Here is a 22429-nt window from a genome sequence, read left to right on the forward strand (position 1 = left end):
GCGCAAAGGTCAAGCGGTTTTCCCCTATTCACAGGGCTTGGCATCTGGTTTGCCGCGCAATTCGCGGTGTGCGCGCCGATTTGACGCTAACGGGTGCGTGAGCCTATGCGCGGAATCGCCCCGACCTTGGCGCGATGGCGCGCGATCCATTCCATCGTCTCATCCACCGGCATCGGCCGGGCGATGCCGAAACCTTGCACATCTCCGCAACCTAATTGTGACAACATCGCATGTTCGCCGGGAGTTTCCACGCCTTCGGCCAAGGTTTCTAGCCCCAAACGCTCGGCCATCGATAGGATGGCCGCCACCATCTTTTGCTGTTCGCGATCCTCATCCAGCCGGGTGATAAAGCTGCGGTCGATCTTGATGCGGCGCACCGCAAAGCGGCGGATCGAGGTGATTGAGGCGTGGCCGGTGCCGAAATCATCCAGATCAATGCCGCAGCCCAAGGCCGCAAGGGCTGCGATGTTGGAGACGATGATGTCATTGTCGGTTTGGGCGACGACATTTTCCAGCACCTCAACCGACAGCCGCTTGGGTTCCAGATCAAAGCGGTCGAGCTCCCATTTCAGCTTTTCGGCCAGACGCGGGTTGCGCAGTTCTGGCGATGAGAAGTTTACTGCCACCGTCGGTACATTCAGCCCGGCGCGATCCCAGCGGGCGAGGGCCGAAAGGGCGTGGTATAAAATCACTTCGCCCAGACGTTCGCTTAGGCCTGCGTCTTCGATCATCGGCAGGAATTCGGCGTGCGGAATCAAGCCCTTATCCGGGTGATACCAGCGCGCCAGCGCCTCAAACCCGGTGATCGCGCCGGTATGGGTCGAGATTTGCGGCTGAAAGTGCGGGCGGATCTGGCCTTCGTCCAGCGCGCGTTCCAATTCATCGCGCAAGGCGTCGCGGTCGGCACGGGTGGCGGCCATATCCTCGGAAAAGCTGCGAATGGCGCTGGGGCCGTGGCGCAGGGCATCGTCGGCAGCGATTTGGGCAGCATTCAGCAGGCTGGCGCCGGTCGCTTCCGGCGCGCGGCTGCCCAGACAAAAGCCGATCAAACAGGTGATATAGATCCGGGTCGCGTTCAGGCTGATCGGCGCGGACAGCGCCGATTGCAGCCGGGCTGCGACCTGTACCACGGTTTCAATATCCAGCCGCCGCACCGGGGCCAATGCCACCGCAAAGCCGCCGCCTTCCAGCCGGGCCACCACATCGCCCGCGCGCAACGAGGCGCAAATCCGTTCTGCCGAGCGCGCCAGCACCTCAGTCTGCGCGGCGCGGCCATGTTGTTCCACCATCCGCTCTGCCAGATCGAATTGCAGCACCAAGCAGGCTGTGGTGCGCCCGCTGAGGTGTGATTCGCGTAAAGTCGCGTCCAGAGTGCCGACGATTTGGGCGCGCAGCGACAGCCCTTCCAGCACCTGCGATTGATCGGGCGGGGTTTGCTGTGGCCCTACTGCGCCCGAGATAGCAAACAGCAGCGGCGCGCCAAGGGCTGTCAGGATCAAAATCCGCTCGCCGCCCAGCCAGAATGCGGCGAGGGTCAGGGCGGGCAGGAACACAAAAGCCTCTGGCCTGCGCATCAGCGCGCTGATCTGGGAGAACCTTGCGAAGACTGCGGTAAAAAAGCGTGAAACCATCGGCCTGGCCCTATCTGCTGCGGGGCAACGCCACCCCGATGCGGCAAGATTAGGCAAACACCCTGATCAGAAGGTTAATCCTCACCCCAAAGTTGCAGAGGATTTTCATGATTTGTTCCATGGTTTATTAACCATCTGCGCCAAAGCGGCCAGCGTACTACCCTAGCCTTTGGCGTCAAAATGGGGGTCGGAACCGGGCACCGGATCATAGCCTTGCCCACCCCACGGATGGCAGCGGCAAATCCTGTGGGCCATCAGATAACCGCCCTTGGCCGCGCCATGCCGCTCTAACGCCTCCATCGCATAGGCGGAGCAGGTGGGTTGAAAGCGGCAGCCATGGCCAACCCAAGGCGACAGTACCAAGCGATAGGCGCGCACGGGTAGGGCCAAGATGCGCGCCAGAGGTGTCATGTGCGCACCTTGTGAACCGAAGCCAAAGCGGATGCAAAATCAGCCAGCATGTCTTTGTAATTACGCGAGATTGTAGCCTCTGGTTTGGCGACCAGCACATAATCCCAACCGGGCCGCGCCAGATCCGGCAGCACCTCTCGCGCCAAGGCCCGCATCCGCCGTTTGGCTCGGTTGCGGGCCACCGCGTTGCCGATTTTCTTCGAGGCGGTAAAGCCGATCCGTACAAGCGCGGTATCATCGCCGCGCGCACGGCCCTGCAACAAAAAGCTGCCTGTGCCTTGCCTGCGGCCCTGAGCGGTGCGCAGATAATCGGGGCGGTTTTTCATGGTCTGAACACGAGCGAAAATCGCCGGAGGCGCTTCGGACGCTTCGGCGACAGGGCCAATGTCCGATACCTTCGGCGGTGTCATGGTCTACTCCTGCATCCGACCCCGCAGGGTCAGTCAGAAATTAAGCCGACAGCTTCTTGCGGCCCTTGGCGCGGCGGGCTGCCAGCACAAGACGGCCACCCTTGGTTGCCATGCGTGCGCGGAAGCCGTGACGGCGGGCGCGAACCAGGTTCGACGGTTGAAAAGTGCGCTTCATCGCGGTCTCCATCAGACGGGCACGGCGAACCTTAAAGATTCGACGGCGTAAACTTGAAGCCCGGTCTTTAGGGGCGGATCATCGGTAAGTCAACGCGCGTCCTGCGCGATTTCTGCAACATTTGCCGATCTTGGCGCAGAGGGCAGGGCAAACTGTTACAAATCCGCGTCTTTAGATCGCCGATTTCGCAGACCTGATCAAGCTGGCGTGAGACGGCTGGCATGCGCAGGCCAATCCGACCATCTTGGGCTAAAGGAAGACCATGACCAAATGCGCCCGCCTGATCCCGACTGTGTTGATTCTCTGCGCCGCTGTTGCCGGGGCAGTGTTTCTGCGTGAGCGGTTGTCGTTTGAGGCTTTGGCTGAGAACCGCGAGGCTTTGCTGGCCTACCGCGACGCGCATTTCCTGTGGGCCAGCCTTGGATTTATCGCGGTCTACATCGTGATTGTCGGCCTCAGCCTGCCCGGTGCGACCATCGCCACGCTGACGGGGGGCTTCCTGTTCGGCATGTTCCCTGGCACATTCTATAATGTACTTGCCGCCAGCATTGGCGCTGTCTGCATCTTTCTGGCCGCCCGTGCGGGTTTTGGCGCGACCTTGGCCGAGCGGCTGCAAGGCGGCTCAGCCTCGCGTCTGCAAACCGCGCTTCGCGAAAACCAATGGTCGGCTTTGTTGATCATGCGGCTGGTGCCTGCGCTACCCTTCGTGCTGGCCAATCTGCTGCCCGCGATGGTGGGCGTGCGGCTTTTGCCGTTTGCGGTGACGACATTTTTCGGCATTATTCCGGCGGCCTTGGTGTTCACCTCGGTTGGCGCGGGGCTGGGAGAGGTGTTTGCACGCGGTGAGCGACCTGATCTGGGGGTGATTTTCTCTGCCCCTGTGCTGCTGCCCTTGCTGGGACTTGCGGCGTTGTCGGCTTTGCCAATCCTGTTGAAAAAACGCAAGAAAGGCGGCTGAATGGAGCGGATTTCAACAGATATCTGCATCATTGGTGCAGGTTCGGGCGGGCTTTCGGTTGCGGCAGGGGCGGCGCAGATGGGTGCGCGCGTGGTGCTGATCGAGGGCGCTTCGATGGGCGGCGATTGTCTGAACTATGGCTGCGTGCCGTCAAAAGCACTGCTGGCAGCGGGTCGTGCGGCGCAGGTGATCCGCCTGGGCGCAGCCGGAGTGCAGGGAGCCGAGCCGCAGATCGACTTTGCTGCCGTCAAAGCGCAGGTCGCGGCGGTGATTGCGCAGATCGCCCCGATGGACAGTCAGGAACGGTTTGAGGGTTTTGGCGTGCAGGTGATCCGCGCTTATGCCCGCTTTACCGGCCCGCGCGAGGTGGAGGCGGGCGGTAAGATCATCCGCGCGCGGCGGTTTGTGATCGCGACAGGATCGCATCCGGCGATCCCAGAACTGCCGGGGTTAGAGGCGATCCCCTATCTGACCAATGAGACGATTTTTGCGCAGACCGCGCGACCCGAGCATCTGTTGATCCTCGGCGGTGGCCCGATTGCGATGGAAATGGCGCAGGCGCATCAGCGTTTGGGCTGCAAAGTGACAGTGATCGCGCGCAGCCGGGTGCTGAGCCGCGTTGATCCCGAGGCCGTAGCGGTGCTGCTGAGCGCTTTACGCGCCGAGGGCGTCAATGTGCTGGAGGGCCGCGACATCGCCCGGCTTCGCCCCGTGCCGCAGGGGCTGGAAGCGGTGCTAAATGATGGCACCACGCTGACCGGATCGCATCTTCTGATCGCCACCGGGCGCACGCCAGCCCTCGCGACGCTGGATTTACCAGCCGCAGGCGTGGCTTACAGTGATAAGGGCGTGACGGTGGGGGCCAACCTGCGCAGCAGCAACCGCCGGATTTATGCGGTGGGCGATGTGGCGGGCGGTTTGCAATTCACCCATGTCGCGGGAGCCCATGCCGGAGTGGTGATCAGGCAAGTGCTGTTCGGTCTGCCCGCCAAGCAGGCCAGTGTGGTGCCGATGGTCACTTATACCGACCCCGAACTGGCGCAGATCGGGCTGACCGAGGTTGAGGCGTGCGCAAAACATCCCGGCGTGCAGGTGATCCGGCAAGAGTTTCTGCACAACGACCGCGCAGTAACCGATGGTCAAACCGCAGGCTTTCTCAAACTGATGCTGCTGAAAGGCCGTCCGGTTGGCGTCACCCTTGTTGGCGCGGGGGCAGGTGAGTTGATCGGTCTTTGGGCTTTGGCGATGACGGCGGGTTTGAAAGTCGGCGCGCTGGCAGGGATGATTGCGCCATATCCGACGCGTGGCGAGATTTCCAAGCGTGCAGCAGGGGCCTATTTCTCACCGAAACTCTTTGATAACATAGCTGTGAAGCGGGTGGTGCGGCTGGTGCAGCGGCTTTTGCCATAAGCTGCGTATACGGGCCAAGCTGGGGGCTTTCATCCCCCAAGACAATGGTTTCTTGAACCAGAGGCGAAACCATTGTCTAACCCCCAAAGGATATTTGTACACAGAGGATGACCAGAAGCGTGGCAGCAAGGCGGGGCGGATTTATAAACACCCTGTCGGGGCGGTTTTTACTGCTGACCGTGGCCTTTGTCATGCTGGCCGAGGTGTTGATCTTCGTGCCTTCCATCGCCCGGTTCCGCGCCGATTTCCTGACCCTGCGGCTGGAGAAGGCGCAAATCGCGTCCTTGGCGCAGCTTGCCGCCGAAGATATGGTGACGTCCGCGCTGGAAAAGGAACTGCTGGCCAATGCCGAGGTCTATAACGTCGTGCTGCGCCGCAATGAGGTGCGCCAACTGGTACTATCCTCGCCGCTGCCGACGCCGATCTCGAATACTTTCGATCTGCGCGAAGCCGGGCATTGGGCGCTGATCCGTGATGCTTTTGTCTGCCTGTTCGATCCCGATGATCAGATCATCCGGGTGATCGGTTATCCGGTGCAATCGGCGGGGCTTCTGATTGAAATCACGATGGATTCCGCGCCGATGCGCGACGCTATGCTGGATTACGGCGGGCGGATTCTGCTGTTGTCGGCGTTGATTTCTGGCGTCACGGCGTTCTTTCTGTTTCTCGCCGTGCAGCGCCTGATCGTGTTGCCGATCCGCCGGGTGGTCAACCATATGACCGCCTATGCCGAAGCACCCGAAGATGCCCGCCGGGTCATTGAGCCGACTGCCTCGGTGGTGGAGTTGCGCGACGCCGAAGAAGCCATGCACGCGATGCAGACCCAGTTGACGGGCTCGCTCCGGCAAAAGGAACGCCTCGCACAGCTGGGTGGGGCGGTGGCCAAAATCAGCCATGATCTGCGCAACATCCTGACCACGGCGCAGCTGTTTGCCGACCGAATCGAAGGCAGCACCGATCCGATGGTGGCGCGCGCGGCCCCAAAACTGGTCGGCTCCATCGCCCGCGCCGTGGCTTTGTGCGAATCGACTTTGGCGTTCGGCAAAGCCGAGGAGCCCCCGCCGCAGTTGCGCGAGGTGGCCTTGGCGACCTTGGCCGAGGATGTCGCCGAGGGCGAGGGCCTTGCGGGCGAAGGCCCGGTGACCTGCCTGATCGAAGTGCCCGAAGCGCTGGTGATCCATGCTGATTACGATCAGCTGTTCCGGGTGCTGTCCAACCTTGTGCGCAACGCGCGCCAAGCGATTGAGGCAACGGGAGTCGAGGGCAGCATCGAAATCTCCGCCGGAGAAAGCGCCTCGGAATGGTGGGTCAGGGTGGGTGACACCGGCCCCGGCCTGCCAGAAAAGGCCCGCGAGCATCTGTTTGAGGCGTTTCAGGGCGGCGCGCGCAAAGGCGGCATCGGCTTGGGTCTGGCGATTGCCGCCGAGTTGATCCGCGGCCATGGCGGGCGGCTGGAACTGGCACGCAGTGACGCGGATGGCACGGAATTTTTGGTGCATTTGCCGAAAACCATCGACTCTGCGACCTGATCGCGGTTTGCCTCTGGGTTACGCGGGGATTGCGCATCAAGTTGCATTTCGCTGCGTATTCGCCCTTGCAATGCCCGACAGGGGGGGCTAAACGCAGCCGCAAGAGTGGATCCATAGCTCAGCTGGATAGAGCATCAGACTACGAATCTGAGGGTCGGGCGTTCGAATCGCTCTGGGTCCACCAAAGAATTCAAGGGGTTAGCTAGAAATAGCTGACCCCTTATCCTTTTGCTGTACTCTCTATGTACTCAATCTCAGTGCATTGGGATGAAGCGACGTAGCGAGAGGATCGACATTTGCCCGATCAAGGATTGACTGTTTTCAGCCACCATGTAGCACTAACCAATGGGCAGTTTGTGGATAGTCGAATGAAAATGCGTTTTTTGGTCTGTGCTTTTGGTACTTCTTTGACTCCGATGGCATCCGCTCAGGAAATCATAGATGGCTCAGGTAAAGACATCCCGGAAATTTTTATTAAGGCAATGATAGAACACGTTTCCGCCGATGTGAGTGACCCCGGATCGCTTCAGTTTCGCAAACTCCGCTTGTCGCTGAAGTCGGGAGTTTGCGGGGAAGTAAATTGGAAGAACGGCTTCGGGGGTTACGGGGTGTTTACTCCGTTTAGAGCAGATCGGGATTTTGCTACAATAATTGATCCTGCCGACATTCCTGAAATGGTGGAACTGAAAGCAATGTCGATGGCTGATTGTTACCCGAGATAGCGTTCTATCACCCTAACCCCGCCACTTCCAGCAACAGGCGAAAATCAGTCTCGGATGCGCGGCCCCGGCGTAGGGCCAAAGCTGCCCGATTGAGGGGGAAGCGGTCGGATTCGGTAAACCCCGCCTCTGCCAGCGTCTCAGAGGCAGCGCGGGCCATGCCTGCCAGTTTATCGACTGTTGATTTTCATCCAGAAGTGAGCCGGGTTTTTCACCGAGAAGTGAGCCACCTCTGATTATGGATTTCGGTTCATGCCGGGGTCAAGCTGTGTGTTGTCTCCTTCTTTTTCTTTGCAGCGGATGCGGCGGCTGAGCTTGCCTTGAAGCGGAAGCTGTCGTTTCCGGTCTCCAAGATGTGGCAGCGGTGGGTGAGGCGGTCGAGCAAGCCGGTGGTCATCTTGGCGTCGCCGAAGACCGTGGCCCATTCGCTGAAGCTGAGGTTTGTGGTGATGACCACGCTGGTGCGCTCGTAAAGTTTGCTCAGCAGATGGAACAGCAGCGCCCCGCCTGAGGCGCTGAATGGCAGGTATCCCAGCTCGTCCAGGATCACGAGGTCGAGCTTGGCCGCGCCGTGGGCCAAGCGGTGCAACTGGCCACCACCACCGCCGATGCGCCGACAGAAATCTATGCCATCGCAACCGTTCCGACAGCAGATACGTTCACGGTCGTGGCCCCCACCGGCGCGGGCTCTGGCGTGATCTACAGCCGCACGGTGGTGGGCGGCATTGACGGCTTTATCGCCAGCGATGCAGGCACGCAGGCGCGCAGGCTGGCGGTCGATATTGTCTGGCCGCTTGGGCTTTACCAAGTCAATGGCAGCGGCGATCTGACCGATATTGCCTCACATCTGGTCGTCCAAGCCTGTCAGGTCGATGACAATGGCCTGCCGATCTCTGGCTGGTACAATGTGATCGGGCAGATCGTGACAGATCGCACGGTCACGCCCAAGGCGATGTCTTATGATTGCGCTGTGCCTGCGGCGGCAGGGCGATACCGGGTGCGCGCCTACCGCATCGATGCCAAATCAACAGCCTCCAACGTCGGCCACCAGATGATCTGGTCGGGCCTGCGGTCCTATCTGTCGGAGACGCAGAACTTTGGCCCGGTGACGCTGATCGCGCTGCGGATGCGCGCCACCAACAACCTCTCGGCGCAAGCCAGTCGCCGCATAGGCGTGCTGTGCACCCGCAAAATCCCGGTCTGGAATGGCGTGTCATGGTCAGCGCCGGTCGCCAGCCGCTCCATCGCTTGGGCCATCGCCGATGCCGCGCGCAATGCAGGCTACGGCGCAGGGTTGCCAGATGCCCGGCTCGATCTGGCAGCGTTGCTGGCGCTCGACGCATTGTGGACCGCGCGCGGGGATACGTTCAATGGCCGCTTCGATTCCGCCAGCAACTGGTGGGAGGCGGTCTCGAAGATTGGCCTCGTCGGGCGCGCGCGCCTGTTCATGCAGGGCGGGCGGTTGCGGGTGGTGCGCGACGGCGCGCAAACCCTGCCGGTGGCGCTTTATTCGATGCGCAACATCAAGAAGGGCTCGTTCTCGATCAACTATCTGCTGGCGTCCGAGCAGACTGCCGACGCGCTGGAAGTGTCGTATTTCGACGAGACCAAATGGTCACCGCGCCGGGTGAAGGCGGCAGTTGCGGGCAGCACCTTGTCGCGGCCAGTGAAGATGGAGTTGTTCGGGGCGACCACCCGCGATCAGGTCTACCGCGAGGGCCTCTATCATGCCGCCGCCAACAAATACCGCCGCCGCATGGTGCATTTTACAACCGAGATGGAGGGCTTCATCCCGTCGATCGGCGATCTGATCGCGATCCAACACGACATGCCGGGCTGGGGCGCGCATGCCGAAGTGGTGGCTTGGGATGCCGCGACCAAGCGACTGACGCTGCCACATTGCGATCAACCCGCTGAAGGTCCGCCAGCTCGGCCCCTATTCCGAGGCCACGAAATCTTTCCTGCCGCAGATTATCGCCGGGGATTATCTGGGCGCCTTAACCAATCATACCGCCGATGTGCTGGCCTCGGTCGCGATCGTCACCGGAGTCGAGCAGGATTGGCTGGCCGATCTGGAGGCCGATGTGGCGCTGCAGCTGGTGGCGGCCATGTTCGAGGTCAACATTGATTTTTTCGCCCAACGCCTGTTGCCGCAGCGCGCGGCGATGGGCGCGCGGATGCACAAGCTGCTGCAACACTGGGTTGGTCAGCAGGTGTCGCAAGACTTGTCCGATGGGGCCACAGCCTTGCCAGTGTCGCAGATCTGACACTCGGCCAGATCGCGGCGTTGCAGCGCGGGCACCGTGAGGTCGAGCAAGCCGATGAGCAGCGCCTGATCTGGGCCATGCACGTCGCCGTGAATGCCGGGGCCGATGATCTGAAGCGCATCTTTGCCACGTGCCGCACTGCGCCAGCTTCCGCCACCGATGCCCCGCTGGATGGGGATATTCGCTACCTTTGAAGGAATGATCCGATGACCGACCTGATTGCTGCGATGGAACTGCGGGTCAAGAATGATCAGGCCAAGGCTGCGCTGGCGGCCACCAAGGGCGATCTGAAAGCGGTGGGGACGGCTGCGGCAGAAGCCTCGGTCCAGGGGGCGAAGCTTGGCCCGGCGATTGGGGCTGGGGCGCGCGTGGCCACGCCGCAGGTGCAGGTTCTGAAGCGGGAACTGACAGAGGTGCATTCCGGCTCCATGCTGGCTGGAAACGGCGCGCGGCTGTTTAGCCAACAGCTTTCGCAGGTTGGTCAGCAAACGATGGCGACGGGCCAGTTTGTGCAGGCGCTGGCGATCCAGTTGCCTGACATCGGCATTGCATTCGGTGCGGTCGGGGGAGCGGTGGGCTTGCTGGCAGGCATCGCGCTGCCGCTGCTGATGTCCGCCTTGGGTGGCACTGATGACAAAGCCAAAATCGCTGATGAGACCCTCAAGACGTTGACCGAGTCGCTGAAAACCTTGCGCGCGGTGGGCAACGATCTCGGCGGCTCAGGCGTTTCAAACCAGATTGAGCAATATGGAAAAATGGCGACGGCAGCGCGCGAGGTGCTGGAAGTCCAACAAAAGATCGCCGAAGCCCGCGCGCAAATGGCACTTCTTTCGTCTCAGCACGCCATTGCTGGCCTCTTTGGCGATTTCAAGGATGCACTCACCCTTGGTGACAACGCCGTCGATGCGACGAACAAACTTTATGCCTTGGGAAATATCGCAGCCGCACTGGGGATCGATTTTCAAGAAGTTACCCCCGAAATTGAAGCCGTTGCCGCCGCTCTTTCCGCTGTTGAAGCAGCCAAGGGGCCTCAGGAATCGGCCGATGCGATGGCACGTCTGCGCGACGCCATCCTTGCCGCGACCGATAACGGAAAAGGTCTAAACGAGGAAGCCATTCAGGTTTTGCAAAACCTGACGGATGCAGAACTTGCGGCGCTGGAACTGGCCGGTGTTAATATCGCTGGAACGATTGGTGCTGGGGCGGATGAAGCTGGCAGGTTAGCTGGCAACCTTGACGCTGCGGCAAGATCAGCCGCCCAAATAGCAGCTGCGAAATACATCGCCAGCAACCAGGTGGGCGGCGGCGGATACATGGCGAACCAGTATGCGCAATATGGGCTTGGCCATACCGCGATGGATGCGGCTACAAAGGCTTCCGACGATCTCTATTGGAATCCGTCCATGCATATCACGCCGAAAAGTGCGGGCGGTGCCGGAGGACGTGGTGGCGCTGGCAAGATTGACCCTGACAGCTTCAATGCGCTGACCGACGCCGCAGAAAAAGCGCTCGCCACGCTGGAAGCCAAGATCGCGGCGATACATGAAAAGGTCAACCTTGGGCTGATGAGCATGGCTGAGGGCACCAAAGCCATCGCTTCGGCCAAAGATCAAGCCGCCAACAGCATCGCCGAGCTGATCCCGAAACTGGAAAAAGTCGCGGATGCGGCTGGCCCCAAAGCCGCCAATGCGGTTGCCAAATGGCGGGCCGAGGTCAAGGGGCTGGTTGGCGATCTGAGCGAGGCGAGTGCCGCGCTTGCAGACAAGTTGTCGTCGAACTTCGAGAAGGGCTTTGCGGACTTCCTGTCGGGTGCCAAAAGGGGCAAAGACGCGATGGCCGATTTTAAGAACTTTGTGATCCAGCAGTTGGCTGCGATTGCGGCCCAGAAGTTTACCGCCTCGATCATCACACCTTTCATCGACAGTTTGGTCGGCAGCATCACGGGTGGTTTGTCGGGCGGCACTGGCGTCACGACCAATGCGGTTGGCGGCGTTTACAGTGGGCCCGGCATCTCTGCCTATTCTGGCACTGTGGTACATCACCCGACGTTCTTTCCGTTTGCAAAAGGTGTCGGCCTGATGGGTGAGGCGGGAGCGGAGGCGATCTTGCCACTTAGCCGGGGCGCGGATGGTAAACTTGGGGTGCACGCTTCGGGCGGTGGCAGTGTCGTGGTCAATATCACCACGCCCGCAGGCACCAAGGCCTCGTCAAGCGAGCGCTCTGACGGCAATAGCCGCATCATCGACGTTATGATCGAGACCGTTGAAGGTGCCATCGCCGGGCACATTGCACAAGGGCGTGGTCCGGTGCCGGAGGCGCTTGCCAACACCTATGGCCTTTCGCGGTTGGGGAGTTGATCATGCGCCGTTGGCCCGATGTTCTGCCTCTGCCCTCAATGCCCGGATTTGGGCTGTCGCCGGTTGATCCAGCCTTGCGCACCGACATGGAAATCGGCGCGCAGCGCTCCCGCCGCATCACCTTCGCACGCAACGACGTGGTTGATATGTCGTGGGTCATGGAGGATGCCGAGTTTGCCGCCTTCCGTGCCTGGTGGAATGACGAGGTCTGGAGCATTGCGGGCGACAGCGAAAGCCTTGCGGCCTGGACGTATTTGGGGGCAGCACGCACTATTGGCGGCGCACTTACCCCAGATGGGGAGATAGTTGATCAAGTGATTGAGGATGCTGCAACCTCGCTTCACTACACGCGTCTAAACCTGCCCGACGCTGCTGACAACCAAACGCTGCAACTCCAAGTGTCTCTTCAGGCGGCTGGTCGGCAGTTTGCCCGCCTCGCGTTTTATGACCGTGCTGCCATCCAGCGCTATACCGACATTGATCTGATCAATGGAGTCATGAGTGCGCAGAGCGGTCTGGCCAGCCGGTTGCTCGAAAATCGTGGCAATGGTTGGTGGCGTCTAACCATTGCGGCCGCGGTGGGCAGCGGCGGCAACGTGCCGAACATGCGGGTTTTTTTGATGCCAACCGCTGCGACCACGAATTATGCCGGCGACGGCATATCAGGTCTGGCTATTTCCGAGATCGGCGTCCGCACGGTCACCGGCTTTGACCTGCATCTGCGCACTGGTACAAACGGCAAGGCTTTGGGGGCAGCGGGAAGCACCGCTTGGGTGCAGATGCCGATTGCCGTGGGCGGCGGTTACAAGTTCGTTGAAGCCCGCTTTAAAGCACCGTTCAAAGCCACTGCCGGGGCTGCGCTGAACTGGAATGTGTCGGCCCAGATGGAGGTGCGCAATGCCTGATCCGACGCTCTCTGAGGCGATTCAAGAGGCCTATGCATCGGCCCCGGTTGATCAAGTGATTTATCATACGCTGGAGCTTTGGCATCCGGCCTTCAGTGCGCCGATCCGGGTTGTGCGTGATTTTAACGCACTGGATGCGCGCATCGAGGCAGGGGCGGCGCGAGATCCCTCCGCCATAGTCACCTTCGTCGGTTTTGCGTTTGACATCGTGCCGCCCGATCAGACCAGCACTGGGTTGCCGCAATGCATGATCGAGATGGACAATGTTGATCGCGAGATATTGGCGCAGGTCGATGCGGCAGTTGTCACGTCTTTGCCAATCACAGTAATTTATCGGGCTTACCTGTCGGATGCCGTGAGTGTTGGGCCAGAGAACATTCCGCCGATGGAACTGACGCTGCTCTCGATCTCGGCGACACCTTTGCGACTGAAAGCAACGGCGGGCTTCCCGGATCTGGTCAACCTGCGGTTCCCGAAGCTCGACTATGATCTGGAAACCTTTCCGGGGTTGCAGCCATGAGCGCCGCGCATTGGGCATCAGCTTACATCGGGACGGAATGGGCACGAGGTGCCAACTGCTGGCATTTTTGCGCGCGGGTTTGGGCTGAGCATTTTGGCATCACCGTGCCGCTGATCGAGATCGACGGGGCTGACCCACGGGCTGCGCGGCACGCGCTGGACCACTCCGGCGAGCGGCAGGGCTGGGCTGCAATGTCAGACCCGGCCGAGAGGGACGGCGTGATGATGGCGCAGGGCGCGCGACCCTGTCACGTCGGGATCTGGCTGAACTTGGGCGGTGTTTTGCACTGCATCGAGGGCGCGGGCGCGATCTACACCCCGGTCGAGCGTTTGGCCGATCTGGGTTACCGCGTTGTCGGCTCCTATCGAAGGGTGACGGCATGAAAGCGCAGTGCCTGACCGTCTACAATCCTTTGGACCCTTTGGGCAGCCGAGTTGTGCAAGAGGTTCGCCGCCCCATGCGCGTACGCCGGTTGGCCCCTCCCGGCTCGGCTCCCTGCATAGCCATTCTGAACGGTCGCCCGATTCTGCGCTCTGAATGGCGTCGTCGTCTGGGTCCCGATGATCAGCTGGTGTTTTGCATCCTGCCGCGCGGTGGCGGCGGGCAAGGCGGCAGCAATCCCTTGCGTATGTTGCTCAGCATCGCTCTGACCATTTTTGCACCGCAGTTCGGGGCGATGCTTCTGGGAGAATCGCTGGCGGGGACGGCGATTTTCGGCAGCTTCACCTGGGGCAATGCCGTGGGCTTGGGAGCCATGCTGATCGGGCAGGCCGCGATCAACGCGCTATTGCCACTGCCCAAGCCTGCCCAGACACCGCAGTTGCCCTCAGCCTCTCCCACCTATGCGTTGGGCGCGCAGGGCAATAGCGCGCGCATTGAGCAGGCGATCCCGGTGCAATATGGTCGCCTACTGGCTTGGCCGGATTTCGCGGCACAGCCCTACGCGGAATATGCGAGCAACGAGCAGTATCTCTATCAGTTGCTTTGCCTTGGCTGCGGTGAGTTTGACATCGAACAGATCCGTATCGAGGATACGCCAATCAGCCAGTTCTCAGAAATCACCTATGAGGTGGTGCAGCCCGGCGGTCAGGTCACGCTGTTTCCAACCAATGTCATCACGTCAGTAGAGGTATCCGGGCAGGAACTTGTCGGGCGAAAATCCGCGACTTACACCCGCTCAGGGACCGTTATCACCGTCACCCAGACCGCGCACGGGCGCGTGGTGGGGCAGGCGGTGCAGCTCTACATTGTCACCGGCGGGGCTCCAACGGCGGTCTATGCTATCGCCACCGTGCCAAGTGCCGATACGTTCACCATCGTTGCCGCCACCGGATCGGGATCGGGTGACGCCTATGTGCGCAGTGTTGTCGGCGGTATTGATGGGTTTTTGGCCTGCGACGCGGGGGCAGTGGCGCAAAAGCTCGCGATTGATATCGTCTACCCGCGTGGGCTGTTTCGCGATGGTGGCAGCAGTGGGCTGCTGGATTTGGCGTCGCAATTCATCATCGAGGCGCGCAGAGTCGATGACAACGGCCTGCCAGTCGATATCTGGCGGCAGTTGACCTCACAGGTGGTGACTGACCGCAGTGTGACGCCGCAGGCGAGGACATTCGTCTGTGACGTGCCCGCAGCTCCCGGTCGCTACCGTGTGCGCGCTTACCGGGTCGATGAGCAGACAACAGCGCTGACATGGGGCGACCAGATGATTTGGGCGGGCCTGCGCGCCTATCTGTCAGAGGTGCAGGATTTTGGCCCCGTCACGTTGATTGCAATGCGGATGAAGGCCACCAACAACCTCTCGGCGCAAGCCAGCCGCCGCGTTGGCGTGCTTTGCACCCGCAAAGTGCCGGTCTGGAACGGCGTGGCATGGTCGGCACCTGTCGTCAGCCGCTCTATCGCTTGGGCGATTGCCGACGCAGCACGCAATCCCGATTATGGCGCATCTCTGCCCGACAGCCGCTTAGACTTGCCTGCGCTTCTCGCGTTCGACGCGATCTGGACAGCGCGCGGCGATACCTTCAACGGTCGCTTTGATTCCGCTACCAGCTGGTGGGAGGCGATCTCGAAAATCGCACTGGTCGGCCGGGCGCGCCTCTTCATGCAGGGCGGCCGCTTGCGCGTGGTGCGTGATGGCCCGCAGACCTTGCCCGTGGCGCTCTATTCGATGCGCAATATCATGAAGGGCTCGTTCTTGATCGACTATCTGCTGGCGTCGGAACAAACCGCTGATGCGCTGGATATGTCCTATTTTGACGAAACCAAATGGTCGCCGCGCCGGGTAACCGCAGCACTTGCGGGCAGCACATTGGCGCGCCCGGTGAAGATGGAGTTGTTCGGAGCAACCACCCGAGCGCAGGTCTACCGCGAGGGCCTCTATCACGCCGCCGCCAACAAATATCGCCGCCGCCTCGTGCATTTTGCGACTGAGATGGAGGGTTTTATCCCGTCGATTGGCGATTTGATCGCTATTCAGCATGACATGCCGGGTTGGGGTGCACATGCCGAGGTCGTGGCATGGGATGCTGCCACCAAACGCCTGACCCTGACCGAGCCGATGACGTTTGAGACCGGCAGCTATTATATCGGCCTGCGTGCAGCCGGTGGCAGCGTCAGCGGGCCGTGGTTGGTGACGGCAGGACCCTCGCCTGAGATCGTGGTCTTGGTCGACACCCCCGATATGACGCCTTACACCGGCTCTGACCGCGAGCGCACCCATGTGGTGTTCGGCAAGGCTGCAACTTGGCGCACGTTGGCAAAAGTCACCGCGATCAAACCGCGCGGGCTTTACGAGGTCGGCATTGAGGCAGTCACCGAAGATCCCTCCGTGCATACCGCCGATAATGGCGTCACCGCAGCCCCGATCAGGACCAGCAATCTGCCCCGCCTGATCACTATCCCACTCGTCAGTGGTCTGATGGCGCGTCGTATTCCCGGCGATAATGGCCGCGCCGTGCTGGCGTGGCGGCCAGCATCAGGTGCCGAAACTTATCAGATCGAAATGGCCTCGGGCATTGATCCAAGCGGCCCCACTGTCAGCTGGACCCGGACCGCCGATACGTCTGCCGCCAACCACGTCATCACGCTGCTGTTTGCGGCGCAAACCCTGATCCGGGTGCGCGGGGTCGGCTTGACGGCAGGACCGTGGATCGCAGCGGCCTTGGGCACCCTGATCCCGAACATGTGGAACACCGATGCGACGCCGATGTGGACGGCGGACGCGAACCCGATGTGGAGCAGCTAATGACCGCACTACCCGCCTCTTCAGAATTCATCGCCTCCGGCGTCACCGAAGGCCAGTTCAAAACGGCCCTCACGGCCCTGCGCGATTTCCTCTCAGGCTTGCTCGGAGCAGATGGTTTGTCCGCCACGGCGCTGGCTACAATAGGCGCGCTCGGCTCGGGCTATGTCGCCAAAACCACCGCTTATACGGTCGTTGCAGGCGATAAGGGCAAGGTCATTGATGCCAACGGCACTTGGACGCTGAGCCTGCCCGCCGCCGCCACGGCAGGAGCCGGGTTCTCACTCGCAGTGCGCAACGGCGCTGCCGGGATCATCACCATCGATCCGAATGCGGCCGAGTTGGTCAATGGCGCTACCACAGCGCTCGTGGCCCCCGGACAAACCATTCTGCTCGCCTGCACCGGGGCTGCGTGGATTTCGCTCGGGGCCGTGGGCAATGATGCGGGGGCATTTCTGGCAATTACCGGCACCGCGCTGCAAGCAAGCCTGGTCGACAGCACAGTCGGGGTATTGCTGAAGGTCGGCGCGTTCGGTTGGGGTGGCAACAACCTTGGCGTCACCACGCTGAGCGATCTCAATGCTAATCGGGTGGCAGGGTTTCAGGCGTGGTCATCACTGGTCACCGGCGCGCCGGAGACGGCAGGGGTTTTGCTGCATATCCCGCGCTTGGCAGGGGTGACGGTTGCAGGTGCACAGCAGCAAATCGCCTTCGGAGCAACGGGTGCGACCTACTACCGATTCAGCTCCGCAGCGGGGGGCTGGAATCCGTGGGTGACGATCATGCAGGCCACGGCGGCGGGGGTATTGTCGCTGGCGGGCAATGCCATCGGCGGGCAATCTCTGACCATTGCCAACAACGCGGTCGGCATCATCAGTGTGCCGCGCATCGGCGGCTTTGCCGCCATCACCTGTTCGGGCAACTCGGCCAGTCCGCTGCCCGATTATAGCGGACAGGTCTACTTTGACGCAGGCACAACGCTTCAGATCATCAAAAACACTGGGTTTACCGGGCTTTCGGCCAGCCTGAACGTCTCGACGTCGGATGTCACCGGCACCACAGGCACAGCCGGATTTGTCACCGTTGCGGTGCAAAGCTCAGTGCTCAAAATCGAAAACCGCCTCGGGGCCACCCGCGATTTTCAAGTCACATTCAGCTAGGGACAGATCATGATCACGCAACAGACGGAAGATGGCATGTGGCTTGTGACCGAAGAGGAGGCTGACCCCTCACCGGGCCGGGTGCATCGCATTGCCCTGCCGCAGGGTGACAACTCCAGTGCGGCGGCGATTGCCTTGGTACACAGCCAATATCTGCCCGAACCCGAGATACCTGCCGAAGATCTGGCTGCAGCCGAACTCGCCACGCGACGGGCGGGCATGGTGTGCAGCCCCTTGCAAGGTCGCCTCACCGCAGGCCCGGAAATCTGCGCAGCACTCGATGCCACAGCCGTCGATCCGTCGACGCCTTGGGCAATGCGCGAGGCGATCCAGAACGCCAGAGAATGGCGGCGGACCTCGCAGACGATTGATGAGCTGGCTTGGGTTCTGGGCTTCTCGCCCGAGCAGATGGACAGCCTGTTTGAGGCGGCGATGGCCGTGGCTGTCTAACCAAACGGGTCTCCTTTTAAGGAGGCCGGGGGGTGCGTCAACACCCTCCAGCACGGGGAACATCCGCCAAGACAGCCCCCGCCGACCAGATCAAAATTATGGCCGCTCCACCCCTCGAGAGGCGCGGCGAACTTGGGTCGATTCTACATGCCGGATCAAGAGATTCGTTGCTGCGCCTGTGCGCGGTTGCTATTTAAAATGCAGGCAGGGGCGCTGGTTGGTGCCCTTTCCGTGAAATGCCCGCGCTGTCGGGCGTTCAATCACTTGAGGCCATCGAGCCCGAACCCAGAGCGCCTATCCGCGCCAGACCCGTTCGGAGCCAAAACGTGAAACCACAAACCCTCTCGCCGATCATGCCCGTCCGCCCGGTTGCCCCGTGGCTGGGCGGCAAGCGCAACCTTGCTAAACGCATCTGCGCACTGATCGACAACGACACCCAGCACCGCACCTATGCCGAGCCTTTTGTCGGCATGGGCGGGATTTTCCTACGGCGGACACGATGTCCGTCTGCTGAGTTCATCAATGATCGCGGCCGCGACGTCTACAACCTGTTCCGGGTGCTGCAGGAGCATTACGTCGCCTTCCTTGACATGCTGCGATTCCAGATCACCACGCAGGCAAACTTCAACCGGCTGGTCGATGTGGACCCTGAGACTCTGACCGATTTGCAGCGTGCGGCGCGCTTCCTTTACCTGCAGAAGCTGGCCTTTGGCGGCAAGGTTTCTGGCAAGAACTTTGGACTATCTACTGATCGGCCGGGGCGGTTCAATCTGACCACGCTGGAGACTGATTTGGAAGCGCTTCACAGCCGACTTTCGGGGGTGACGGTGACGTGCATGGACTTCGCCGATTTCATCCGCCGCGTGGATCGGCCGGAGACGTTGTTCTACCTCGATCCGCCCTATTGGGGCTGCGAGGGCGACTATGGCAAGGCGCTGTTCAGTCGCGAACGGTTCGAAGAACTTGCCACGGTTTTGGAGGCTTTAAAGGGGCGTTTCATACTGTCTTTAAACGACGTTGAAGGTGTGCGCGAAACCTTTAAAGCCTTCCGATTCCGTGAGGTGAAAACCACCTACACGATCGCGGCAAAAGGGGCGGCACCGGAGCGGGCGGAGGTGCTGATATCGAACTGTGACCTAGGCGGCGTTTGACGCTAGAACGCTCTGCAGGCGGGACTTGACGGTCCCGTTAGCGCGCTTCAAAATCGCGTTGCTGCAGGTTATGCTGTCAAACGCTGCAGCTTTTGCTGTCACGCCACACACAAACTTTTGTCCACAGAAGATTTCCCCACAATTTGCTTTACAGGCTTCCCCCATAGCCACACTATATCTAGTAAGGGCAATGCCGGGTTACGCTGTTGGTTGCCGGGCGCCCAGCCCATAGGGGACGGTATCGTCTCTGGGGCTTTATAGTGAGGCCTGACCATGTCATTTTCCGAAGATTACCTGCTGAGTGACGATCTTCATCCGATCGACATCGTGGAAAATCTGGCCGCCCACCATGATTGGGAGTTTGATCGCGTCACTGATGATCAGATCGCGATGGCGGTCGAGGGCCAGTGGCGTACCTATGCGCTGACCCTCGCGTGGTCGGCGCAGGACGAAACCCTGCGGCTGATATGCACCTTTGAGATGGAGCCGCCAATCGATAAAATGGCAGCCCTCTACGACGTGCTGAACCGCTGCAATGATATGGTCTGGACCGGGGCTTTCACCTATTGGGCCGAACAAAAGCTGATGGTTTTCCGCTATGGCCTCTGCCTTGCCGGCGGGCAAATGGTGGCCCCCGAGCAGATTGATCGGCTGATTTCCGGCGCCATCACCGCGTCTGAGCGGTTTTATCCGGCGTTTCAGCTGGTATCCTGGGCCGACAAATCTCCCGCCGATGCGATGAAAGTCGCGATTGCCGAGGCTTACGGGCGGGCGTGATCTGTCTGCGATTCCTGTGGCCCAAATCTTAGTCGCAATTTAGCGCGATTTTTGATTCAATGTCATGGCAAACCACACTAACCTCTCCGCAAAAGGGGAGTTTTTGATGGTGCTGGATGTGGTGGCCCGCGATGGGCTGGTTCTGCTGGGGTGTGGCAAGATGGGCACGGCGCTGCTGACCGGATGGTTGGCGGCGGGGGTACCTGCAACCAGCGTTTGGGTGATCGAGCCGCACCCCACCGATTGGCTGAAGGCTACGGGTGTGCATCTGAACCAAGGCATGCCGCCAGCCCCCACCGTCGCCCTGCTGGCGGTCAAGCCGCAGATGATGGGCGCAGCCTTGCCCGCGCTGCAAGCCTTGGGCAATGGGACGACGCTGTTCGTGTCGATCGCCGCTGGCACCTCAATCGCGACCTTTGAGGCGGCTTTAGGCGACCGCACCCCGATCGTGCGCACCATGCCGAACACTCCCGCGATGGTCGGGCGCGGCATTACTGGCATCTGCGGCAATACCCATGCCGGGGCTGATGGCCTTGCGCTTGCGCATCAGTTGATGCTGGCCGTCGGCGAAGTGGTGGAACTCGACGGCGAGCATCAGATTGACGCTGTAACCGGGGTGTCCGGCTCGGGCCCGGCCTATGTGTTCCATCTGATCGAGGCACTGGCAGCCGCGGGTGAGGTCGAGGGCTTGTCGCCAGACATCGCGATGAGACTGGCCCGCGCCACCGTTTGTGGCGCAGGTGAACTCGCCTATCAATCCAATGAGCCCGCCTGCCAGTTGCGCATCAACGTCACCTCTCCGGGCGGCACCACGGCGGCGGCTTTGGCGGTGCTGATGGACCCGGATACAGGCTTTCCCCCCCTGCTACAACGCGCCGTCAAAGCCGCCGCCGACCGGGGCAGGGAGCTTGGCAAATGACGGATGCCCCCCAACAAACTACCTTAGCCCAGATCAGCTATGCCGACTTCGAGAAGGTCGAGATCCGCGTCGGCCGCATCACCCGCGCCGAAGCCTACCCCGAGGCCCGCAAGCCGGCCTACAAGCTTTGGCTCGATTTTGGCCCCGAAATTGGTGAGAAACGCTCCTCGGCCCAGATCACCAAACATTATACACCAGAGGCGCTTGTCGGCAGGCAAGTGCTGGCGATGGTCAATTTTCCCGCACGTCAGATCGGCAAAATGATCTCGGAAGTGCTGGTACTTGGCGTGCCCGATGCGACGGGTGAGGTCGTGCTGATTGGCCCCGGCCACGACGTGCCTTTGGGCGGGAAGCTGTTTTGATGAAACTGCTGATCACCCGCCCTTTGCCCGCCCCCGTGCTGGCCGCCGCCCACGCCCGTTTTGAGGTGACGGCGCGGGCAAGCACCCTGCCGCTTGATGCTGCCGAACTGCGCGCCGCCCTCACCGATTACGACGTGGTGCTGCCCACCTTGGGTGATCTGTTCAAAGCCGAGGTCTTCGCCGACGTGCCCGACCCAAGGGCGAAATTGCTCGCCAATTTCGGCGTCGGCTTCAACCACATCGACACCAATGCCGCCGCTGCACTTGGCATCGCCGTCACCAACACCCCCGGCGCGGTCACCGATGCCACCGCCGATGTGGCCCTGACCCTGCTGCTGATGACCGCACGGCGGGCGGGTGAAGGCGAGCGCATCTTGCGCGCAGGCCAGTGGCAGGGCTGGCATCCAACGCAACTTCTGGGCGCGCCTGTGTCGGGCAAAACCGTCGGCATCATTGGCATGGGCCGCATTGGCCGCGCCATAGCGCAGCGCTGCCATCATGGCTTCAATATGCGGGTGATCTACCACAACCGATCTGCCACAGATGCAGGCGTCCCCGCGCAGCAGGTTTCGCTGGCGCAAGTCCTGCAAGCCGATTTCGTGGTCATCGCCGTACCCGGCGGCCCCGCCACCCGCCATCTGATCAAAGCCGAAGCGTTGGCCCGAATGGGCCCGCATAGCATCCTGATCAATATCGCGCGCGGTGATGTGGTGGATGAAGCCGCCCTCACCATCGCCCTGCAAATCGGCCAAATCGCAGGAGCGGGTCTTGATGTCTATGAGCATGAGCCACAAATCACTCCCGCCTTACTCGGTTTGGAAAACGTCACCCTGCTGCCCCACCTTGGCACCGCCGTTCTGGAAACCCGTACTGCGATGGGCATGATGGCCGTCGCCAATCTGATCGCGTATCTTGACGGGCAACCCCTGCCCAACCGAGTCTAGCGCCATGCTCATCCTCTCTGCTCAAATATCCCCGCCGGAGGCTCTGCGGCTAATCTCAGAAGCCTCCGGCGGGAGTATTTTTCAAAAGAGCAAATCCAAGCGCCAAAGCCGGGGGAGCGGGCTCGATGCCCGCGAA

The 22429-nt window shown here is 61.1% G+C and carries 25 protein-coding genes, 1 tRNA gene and 1 pseudogene; 21 read left to right on the forward strand and 6 right to left on the reverse strand.

The window, feature by feature from the left end; translation table 11 throughout:
* Positions 1-86: 86 nt before the first annotated feature.
* The 4 genes from ACP7AP_RS06295 to rpmH form a co-directional block, all read right to left on the reverse strand.
* Positions 87-1631 carry a putative bifunctional diguanylate cyclase/phosphodiesterase gene (locus ACP7AP_RS06295; protein WP_426033315.1) on the reverse strand — a complete coding sequence of 515 codons (1545 nt, stop codon included), beginning with the start codon at positions 1629-1631 and terminating at the stop codon, positions 87-89.
* A 162-nt stretch (positions 1632-1793) separates the two neighbouring features.
* Positions 1794-2042, reverse strand: a complete 249-nt coding sequence (gene yidD / locus ACP7AP_RS06300) for a membrane protein insertion efficiency factor YidD (RefSeq protein WP_426033317.1) — start codon at positions 2040-2042, stop codon at positions 1794-1796.
* Complete coding sequence (rnpA, locus tag ACP7AP_RS06305; RefSeq protein WP_426033319.1) at positions 2039-2452, reverse strand: ribonuclease P protein component; 414 nt, start codon at positions 2450-2452, stop codon at positions 2039-2041. Before rnpA ends, yidD begins: the two co-directional genes overlap by 4 nt.
* Before the next feature lie 40 nt (positions 2453-2492).
* Positions 2493-2627 (reverse strand): 50S ribosomal protein L34, encoded by a 135-nt coding sequence (rpmH, locus tag ACP7AP_RS06310; RefSeq protein WP_008032609.1) that lies wholly within the window; start codon positions 2625-2627, stop codon positions 2493-2495.
* Between the two features lie 262 nt (positions 2628-2889).
* Here rpmH and ACP7AP_RS06315 point away from each other — a divergent pair, with 262 nt between their 5' ends.
* From ACP7AP_RS06315 to ACP7AP_RS06335, 5 genes are all read left to right on the forward strand, one after another.
* On the forward strand, positions 2890-3585 hold the full coding sequence (locus ACP7AP_RS06315; protein WP_426033322.1) for a TVP38/TMEM64 family protein: 696 nt from the start codon (positions 2890-2892) through the stop codon (positions 3583-3585).
* Positions 3586-4995 (forward strand): dihydrolipoyl dehydrogenase family protein, encoded by a 1410-nt coding sequence (locus tag ACP7AP_RS06320; RefSeq protein ID WP_426033324.1) that lies wholly within the window; start codon positions 3586-3588, stop codon positions 4993-4995. It abuts the gene before it with no gap.
* A 107-nt stretch (positions 4996-5102) separates the two neighbouring features.
* Positions 5103-6524 carry a sensor histidine kinase gene (locus ACP7AP_RS06325; protein ID WP_426033326.1) on the forward strand — a complete coding sequence of 474 codons (1422 nt, stop codon included), beginning with the start codon at positions 5103-5105 and terminating at the stop codon, positions 6522-6524.
* A 107-nt stretch (positions 6525-6631) separates the two neighbouring features.
* Positions 6632-6708: transfer RNA gene (locus ACP7AP_RS06330), tRNA-Arg, on the forward strand.
* A gap of 112 nt (positions 6709-6820) precedes the next feature.
* Entirely contained in the window at positions 6821-7246 is a 426-nt protein-coding gene (locus ACP7AP_RS06335) for a hypothetical protein (protein ID WP_426033328.1), read from the forward strand.
* Positions 7247-7253: 7 nt separating this feature from the next.
* Here the strand turns inward: ACP7AP_RS06335 and ACP7AP_RS06340 are convergent, their stop codons facing one another.
* Both ACP7AP_RS06340 and ACP7AP_RS06345 read right to left on the reverse strand, forming a co-directional pair.
* Positions 7254-7403 carry a hypothetical protein gene (locus ACP7AP_RS06340; RefSeq protein WP_426033330.1) on the reverse strand — a complete coding sequence of 50 codons (150 nt, stop codon included), beginning with the start codon at positions 7401-7403 and terminating at the stop codon, positions 7254-7256.
* 90 nt (positions 7404-7493) lie between these two features.
* Positions 7494-7811: pseudogene (locus tag ACP7AP_RS06345) on the reverse strand (ATP-binding protein); the annotation flags it as partial.
* Positions 7812-7826: 15 nt separating this feature from the next.
* On the opposite strand from ACP7AP_RS06345, the gene ACP7AP_RS06350 reads away from it, so the two are divergent.
* From ACP7AP_RS06350 to ACP7AP_RS06425, 16 genes are all read left to right on the forward strand, one after another.
* Positions 7827-9371 carry a host specificity factor TipJ family phage tail protein gene (locus ACP7AP_RS06350; RefSeq protein WP_426033332.1) on the forward strand — a complete coding sequence of 515 codons (1545 nt, stop codon included), beginning with the start codon at positions 7827-7829 and terminating at the stop codon, positions 9369-9371.
* The gene (locus tag ACP7AP_RS06355) at positions 9352-9510 is read left to right on the forward strand and encodes a hypothetical protein (RefSeq protein WP_426033334.1); all 159 of its coding nucleotides are present in this window, start codon (positions 9352-9354) and stop codon (positions 9508-9510) included. Before ACP7AP_RS06350 ends, ACP7AP_RS06355 begins: the two co-directional genes overlap by 20 nt.
* Positions 9511-9530: 20 nt before the next feature.
* Positions 9531-9704 (forward strand): hypothetical protein, encoded by a 174-nt coding sequence (locus tag ACP7AP_RS06360; protein WP_426033336.1) that lies wholly within the window; start codon positions 9531-9533, stop codon positions 9702-9704.
* Between the two features lie 12 nt (positions 9705-9716).
* Positions 9717-11867, forward strand: coding sequence for a hypothetical protein (locus tag ACP7AP_RS06365; protein ID WP_426033338.1), 2151 nt, complete (start codon positions 9717-9719; stop codon positions 11865-11867).
* Positions 11868-11941: 74 nt separating this feature from the next.
* Complete coding sequence (locus tag ACP7AP_RS06370) at positions 11942-12772, forward strand: phage head spike fiber domain-containing protein (RefSeq protein WP_426033340.1); 831 nt, start codon at positions 11942-11944, stop codon at positions 12770-12772.
* A complete protein-coding gene (locus tag ACP7AP_RS06375) occupies positions 12765-13292 on the forward strand; it encodes a DUF1833 family protein (protein ID WP_426033342.1) in 528 nt (175 codons plus the stop codon). Before ACP7AP_RS06370 ends, ACP7AP_RS06375 begins: the two co-directional genes overlap by 8 nt.
* Positions 13289-13675: a hypothetical protein gene (locus ACP7AP_RS06380; RefSeq protein WP_426033343.1), complete on the forward strand. Its 387-nt coding sequence runs from the start codon at positions 13289-13291 to the stop codon at positions 13673-13675. Before ACP7AP_RS06375 ends, ACP7AP_RS06380 begins: the two co-directional genes overlap by 4 nt.
* A complete protein-coding gene (locus ACP7AP_RS06385; RefSeq protein ID WP_426033345.1) occupies positions 13672-16533 on the forward strand; it encodes a host specificity factor TipJ family phage tail protein in 2862 nt (953 codons plus the stop codon). Before ACP7AP_RS06380 ends, ACP7AP_RS06385 begins: the two co-directional genes overlap by 4 nt.
* A complete protein-coding gene (locus ACP7AP_RS06390; protein WP_426033347.1) occupies positions 16533-17690 on the forward strand; it encodes a hypothetical protein in 1158 nt (385 codons plus the stop codon). Before ACP7AP_RS06385 ends, ACP7AP_RS06390 begins: the two co-directional genes overlap by 1 nt.
* Before the next feature lie 9 nt (positions 17691-17699).
* Positions 17700-18140, forward strand: a complete 441-nt coding sequence (locus tag ACP7AP_RS06395; protein WP_426033349.1) for a hypothetical protein — start codon at positions 17700-17702, stop codon at positions 18138-18140.
* Positions 18141-18338: 198 nt separating this feature from the next.
* Complete coding sequence (locus ACP7AP_RS06400) at positions 18339-18470, forward strand: zinc finger domain-containing protein (protein ID WP_426033463.1); 132 nt, start codon at positions 18339-18341, stop codon at positions 18468-18470.
* Positions 18471-18493: 23 nt separating this feature from the next.
* Entirely contained in the window at positions 18494-19291 is a 798-nt protein-coding gene (locus ACP7AP_RS06405; RefSeq protein ID WP_426033351.1) for a DNA adenine methylase, read from the forward strand.
* A 273-nt stretch (positions 19292-19564) separates the two neighbouring features.
* Positions 19565-20068 carry a YbjN domain-containing protein gene (locus ACP7AP_RS06410; protein ID WP_426033353.1) on the forward strand — a complete coding sequence of 168 codons (504 nt, stop codon included), beginning with the start codon at positions 19565-19567 and terminating at the stop codon, positions 20066-20068.
* 106 nt (positions 20069-20174) lie between these two features.
* Entirely contained in the window at positions 20175-20987 is an 813-nt protein-coding gene (proC, locus tag ACP7AP_RS06415) for a pyrroline-5-carboxylate reductase (protein ID WP_426033464.1), read from the forward strand.
* A complete protein-coding gene (locus ACP7AP_RS06420) occupies positions 20984-21349 on the forward strand; it encodes a tRNA-binding protein (RefSeq protein ID WP_426033355.1) in 366 nt (121 codons plus the stop codon). Before proC ends, ACP7AP_RS06420 begins: the two co-directional genes overlap by 4 nt.
* Positions 21349-22293, forward strand: coding sequence for a 2-hydroxyacid dehydrogenase (locus ACP7AP_RS06425; protein ID WP_426033357.1), 945 nt, complete (start codon positions 21349-21351; stop codon positions 22291-22293). The genes ACP7AP_RS06420 and ACP7AP_RS06425 overlap by 1 nt, the downstream gene beginning before the upstream one ends.
* The last annotated feature ends 136 nt before the right edge of the window (positions 22294-22429 follow it).

The sequence above is a fragment of the Cypionkella sp. TWP1-2-1b2 genome, assembly GCF_049896245.1.
Classification (GTDB): domain Bacteria; phylum Pseudomonadota; class Alphaproteobacteria; order Rhodobacterales; family Rhodobacteraceae; genus Cypionkella.

Coding starts and splice junctions, on each gene's coding strand:
- ACP7AP_RS06390 (WP_426033347.1), top strand. CDS start 16,533: ATGACCGCACTACCCGCCTCTTCAGAATTCATCGCCTCCGGCGTCACC.
- rpmH (WP_008032609.1), bottom strand. CDS start 2,627: ATGAAGCGCACTTTTCAACCGTCGAACCTGGTTCGCGCCCGCCGTCAC.
- rnpA (WP_426033319.1), bottom strand. CDS start 2,452: ATGACACCGCCGAAGGTATCGGACATTGGCCCTGTCGCCGAAGCGTCC.
- ACP7AP_RS06295 (WP_426033315.1), bottom strand. CDS start 1,631: ATGGTTTCACGCTTTTTTACCGCAGTCTTCGCAAGGTTCTCCCAGATC.
- ACP7AP_RS06365 (WP_426033338.1), top strand. CDS start 9,717: ATGACCGACCTGATTGCTGCGATGGAACTGCGGGTCAAGAATGATCAG.
- ACP7AP_RS06320 (WP_426033324.1), top strand. CDS start 3,586: ATGGAGCGGATTTCAACAGATATCTGCATCATTGGTGCAGGTTCGGGC.
- ACP7AP_RS06395 (WP_426033349.1), top strand. CDS start 17,700: ATGATCACGCAACAGACGGAAGATGGCATGTGGCTTGTGACCGAAGAG.
- proC (WP_426033464.1), top strand. CDS start 20,175: ATGGTGCTGGATGTGGTGGCCCGCGATGGGCTGGTTCTGCTGGGGTGT.
- ACP7AP_RS06420 (WP_426033355.1), top strand. CDS start 20,984: ATGACGGATGCCCCCCAACAAACTACCTTAGCCCAGATCAGCTATGCC.
- ACP7AP_RS06380 (WP_426033343.1), top strand. CDS start 13,289: ATGAGCGCCGCGCATTGGGCATCAGCTTACATCGGGACGGAATGGGCA.
- ACP7AP_RS06325 (WP_426033326.1), top strand. CDS start 5,103: ATGACCAGAAGCGTGGCAGCAAGGCGGGGCGGATTTATAAACACCCTG.
- yidD (WP_426033317.1), bottom strand. CDS start 2,042: ATGACACCTCTGGCGCGCATCTTGGCCCTACCCGTGCGCGCCTATCGC.
- ACP7AP_RS06315 (WP_426033322.1), top strand. CDS start 2,890: ATGACCAAATGCGCCCGCCTGATCCCGACTGTGTTGATTCTCTGCGCC.
- ACP7AP_RS06355 (WP_426033334.1), top strand. CDS start 9,352: ATGTTCGAGGTCAACATTGATTTTTTCGCCCAACGCCTGTTGCCGCAG.
- ACP7AP_RS06410 (WP_426033353.1), top strand. CDS start 19,565: ATGTCATTTTCCGAAGATTACCTGCTGAGTGACGATCTTCATCCGATC.
- ACP7AP_RS06425 (WP_426033357.1), top strand. CDS start 21,349: ATGAAACTGCTGATCACCCGCCCTTTGCCCGCCCCCGTGCTGGCCGCC.
- ACP7AP_RS06375 (WP_426033342.1), top strand. CDS start 12,765: ATGCCTGATCCGACGCTCTCTGAGGCGATTCAAGAGGCCTATGCATCG.
- ACP7AP_RS06400 (WP_426033463.1), top strand. CDS start 18,339: ATGCAGGCAGGGGCGCTGGTTGGTGCCCTTTCCGTGAAATGCCCGCGC.
- ACP7AP_RS06340 (WP_426033330.1), bottom strand. CDS start 7,403: ATGGCCCGCGCTGCCTCTGAGACGCTGGCAGAGGCGGGGTTTACCGAA.
- ACP7AP_RS06385 (WP_426033345.1), top strand. CDS start 13,672: ATGAAAGCGCAGTGCCTGACCGTCTACAATCCTTTGGACCCTTTGGGC.
- ACP7AP_RS06405 (WP_426033351.1), top strand. CDS start 18,494: ATGCCCGTCCGCCCGGTTGCCCCGTGGCTGGGCGGCAAGCGCAACCTT.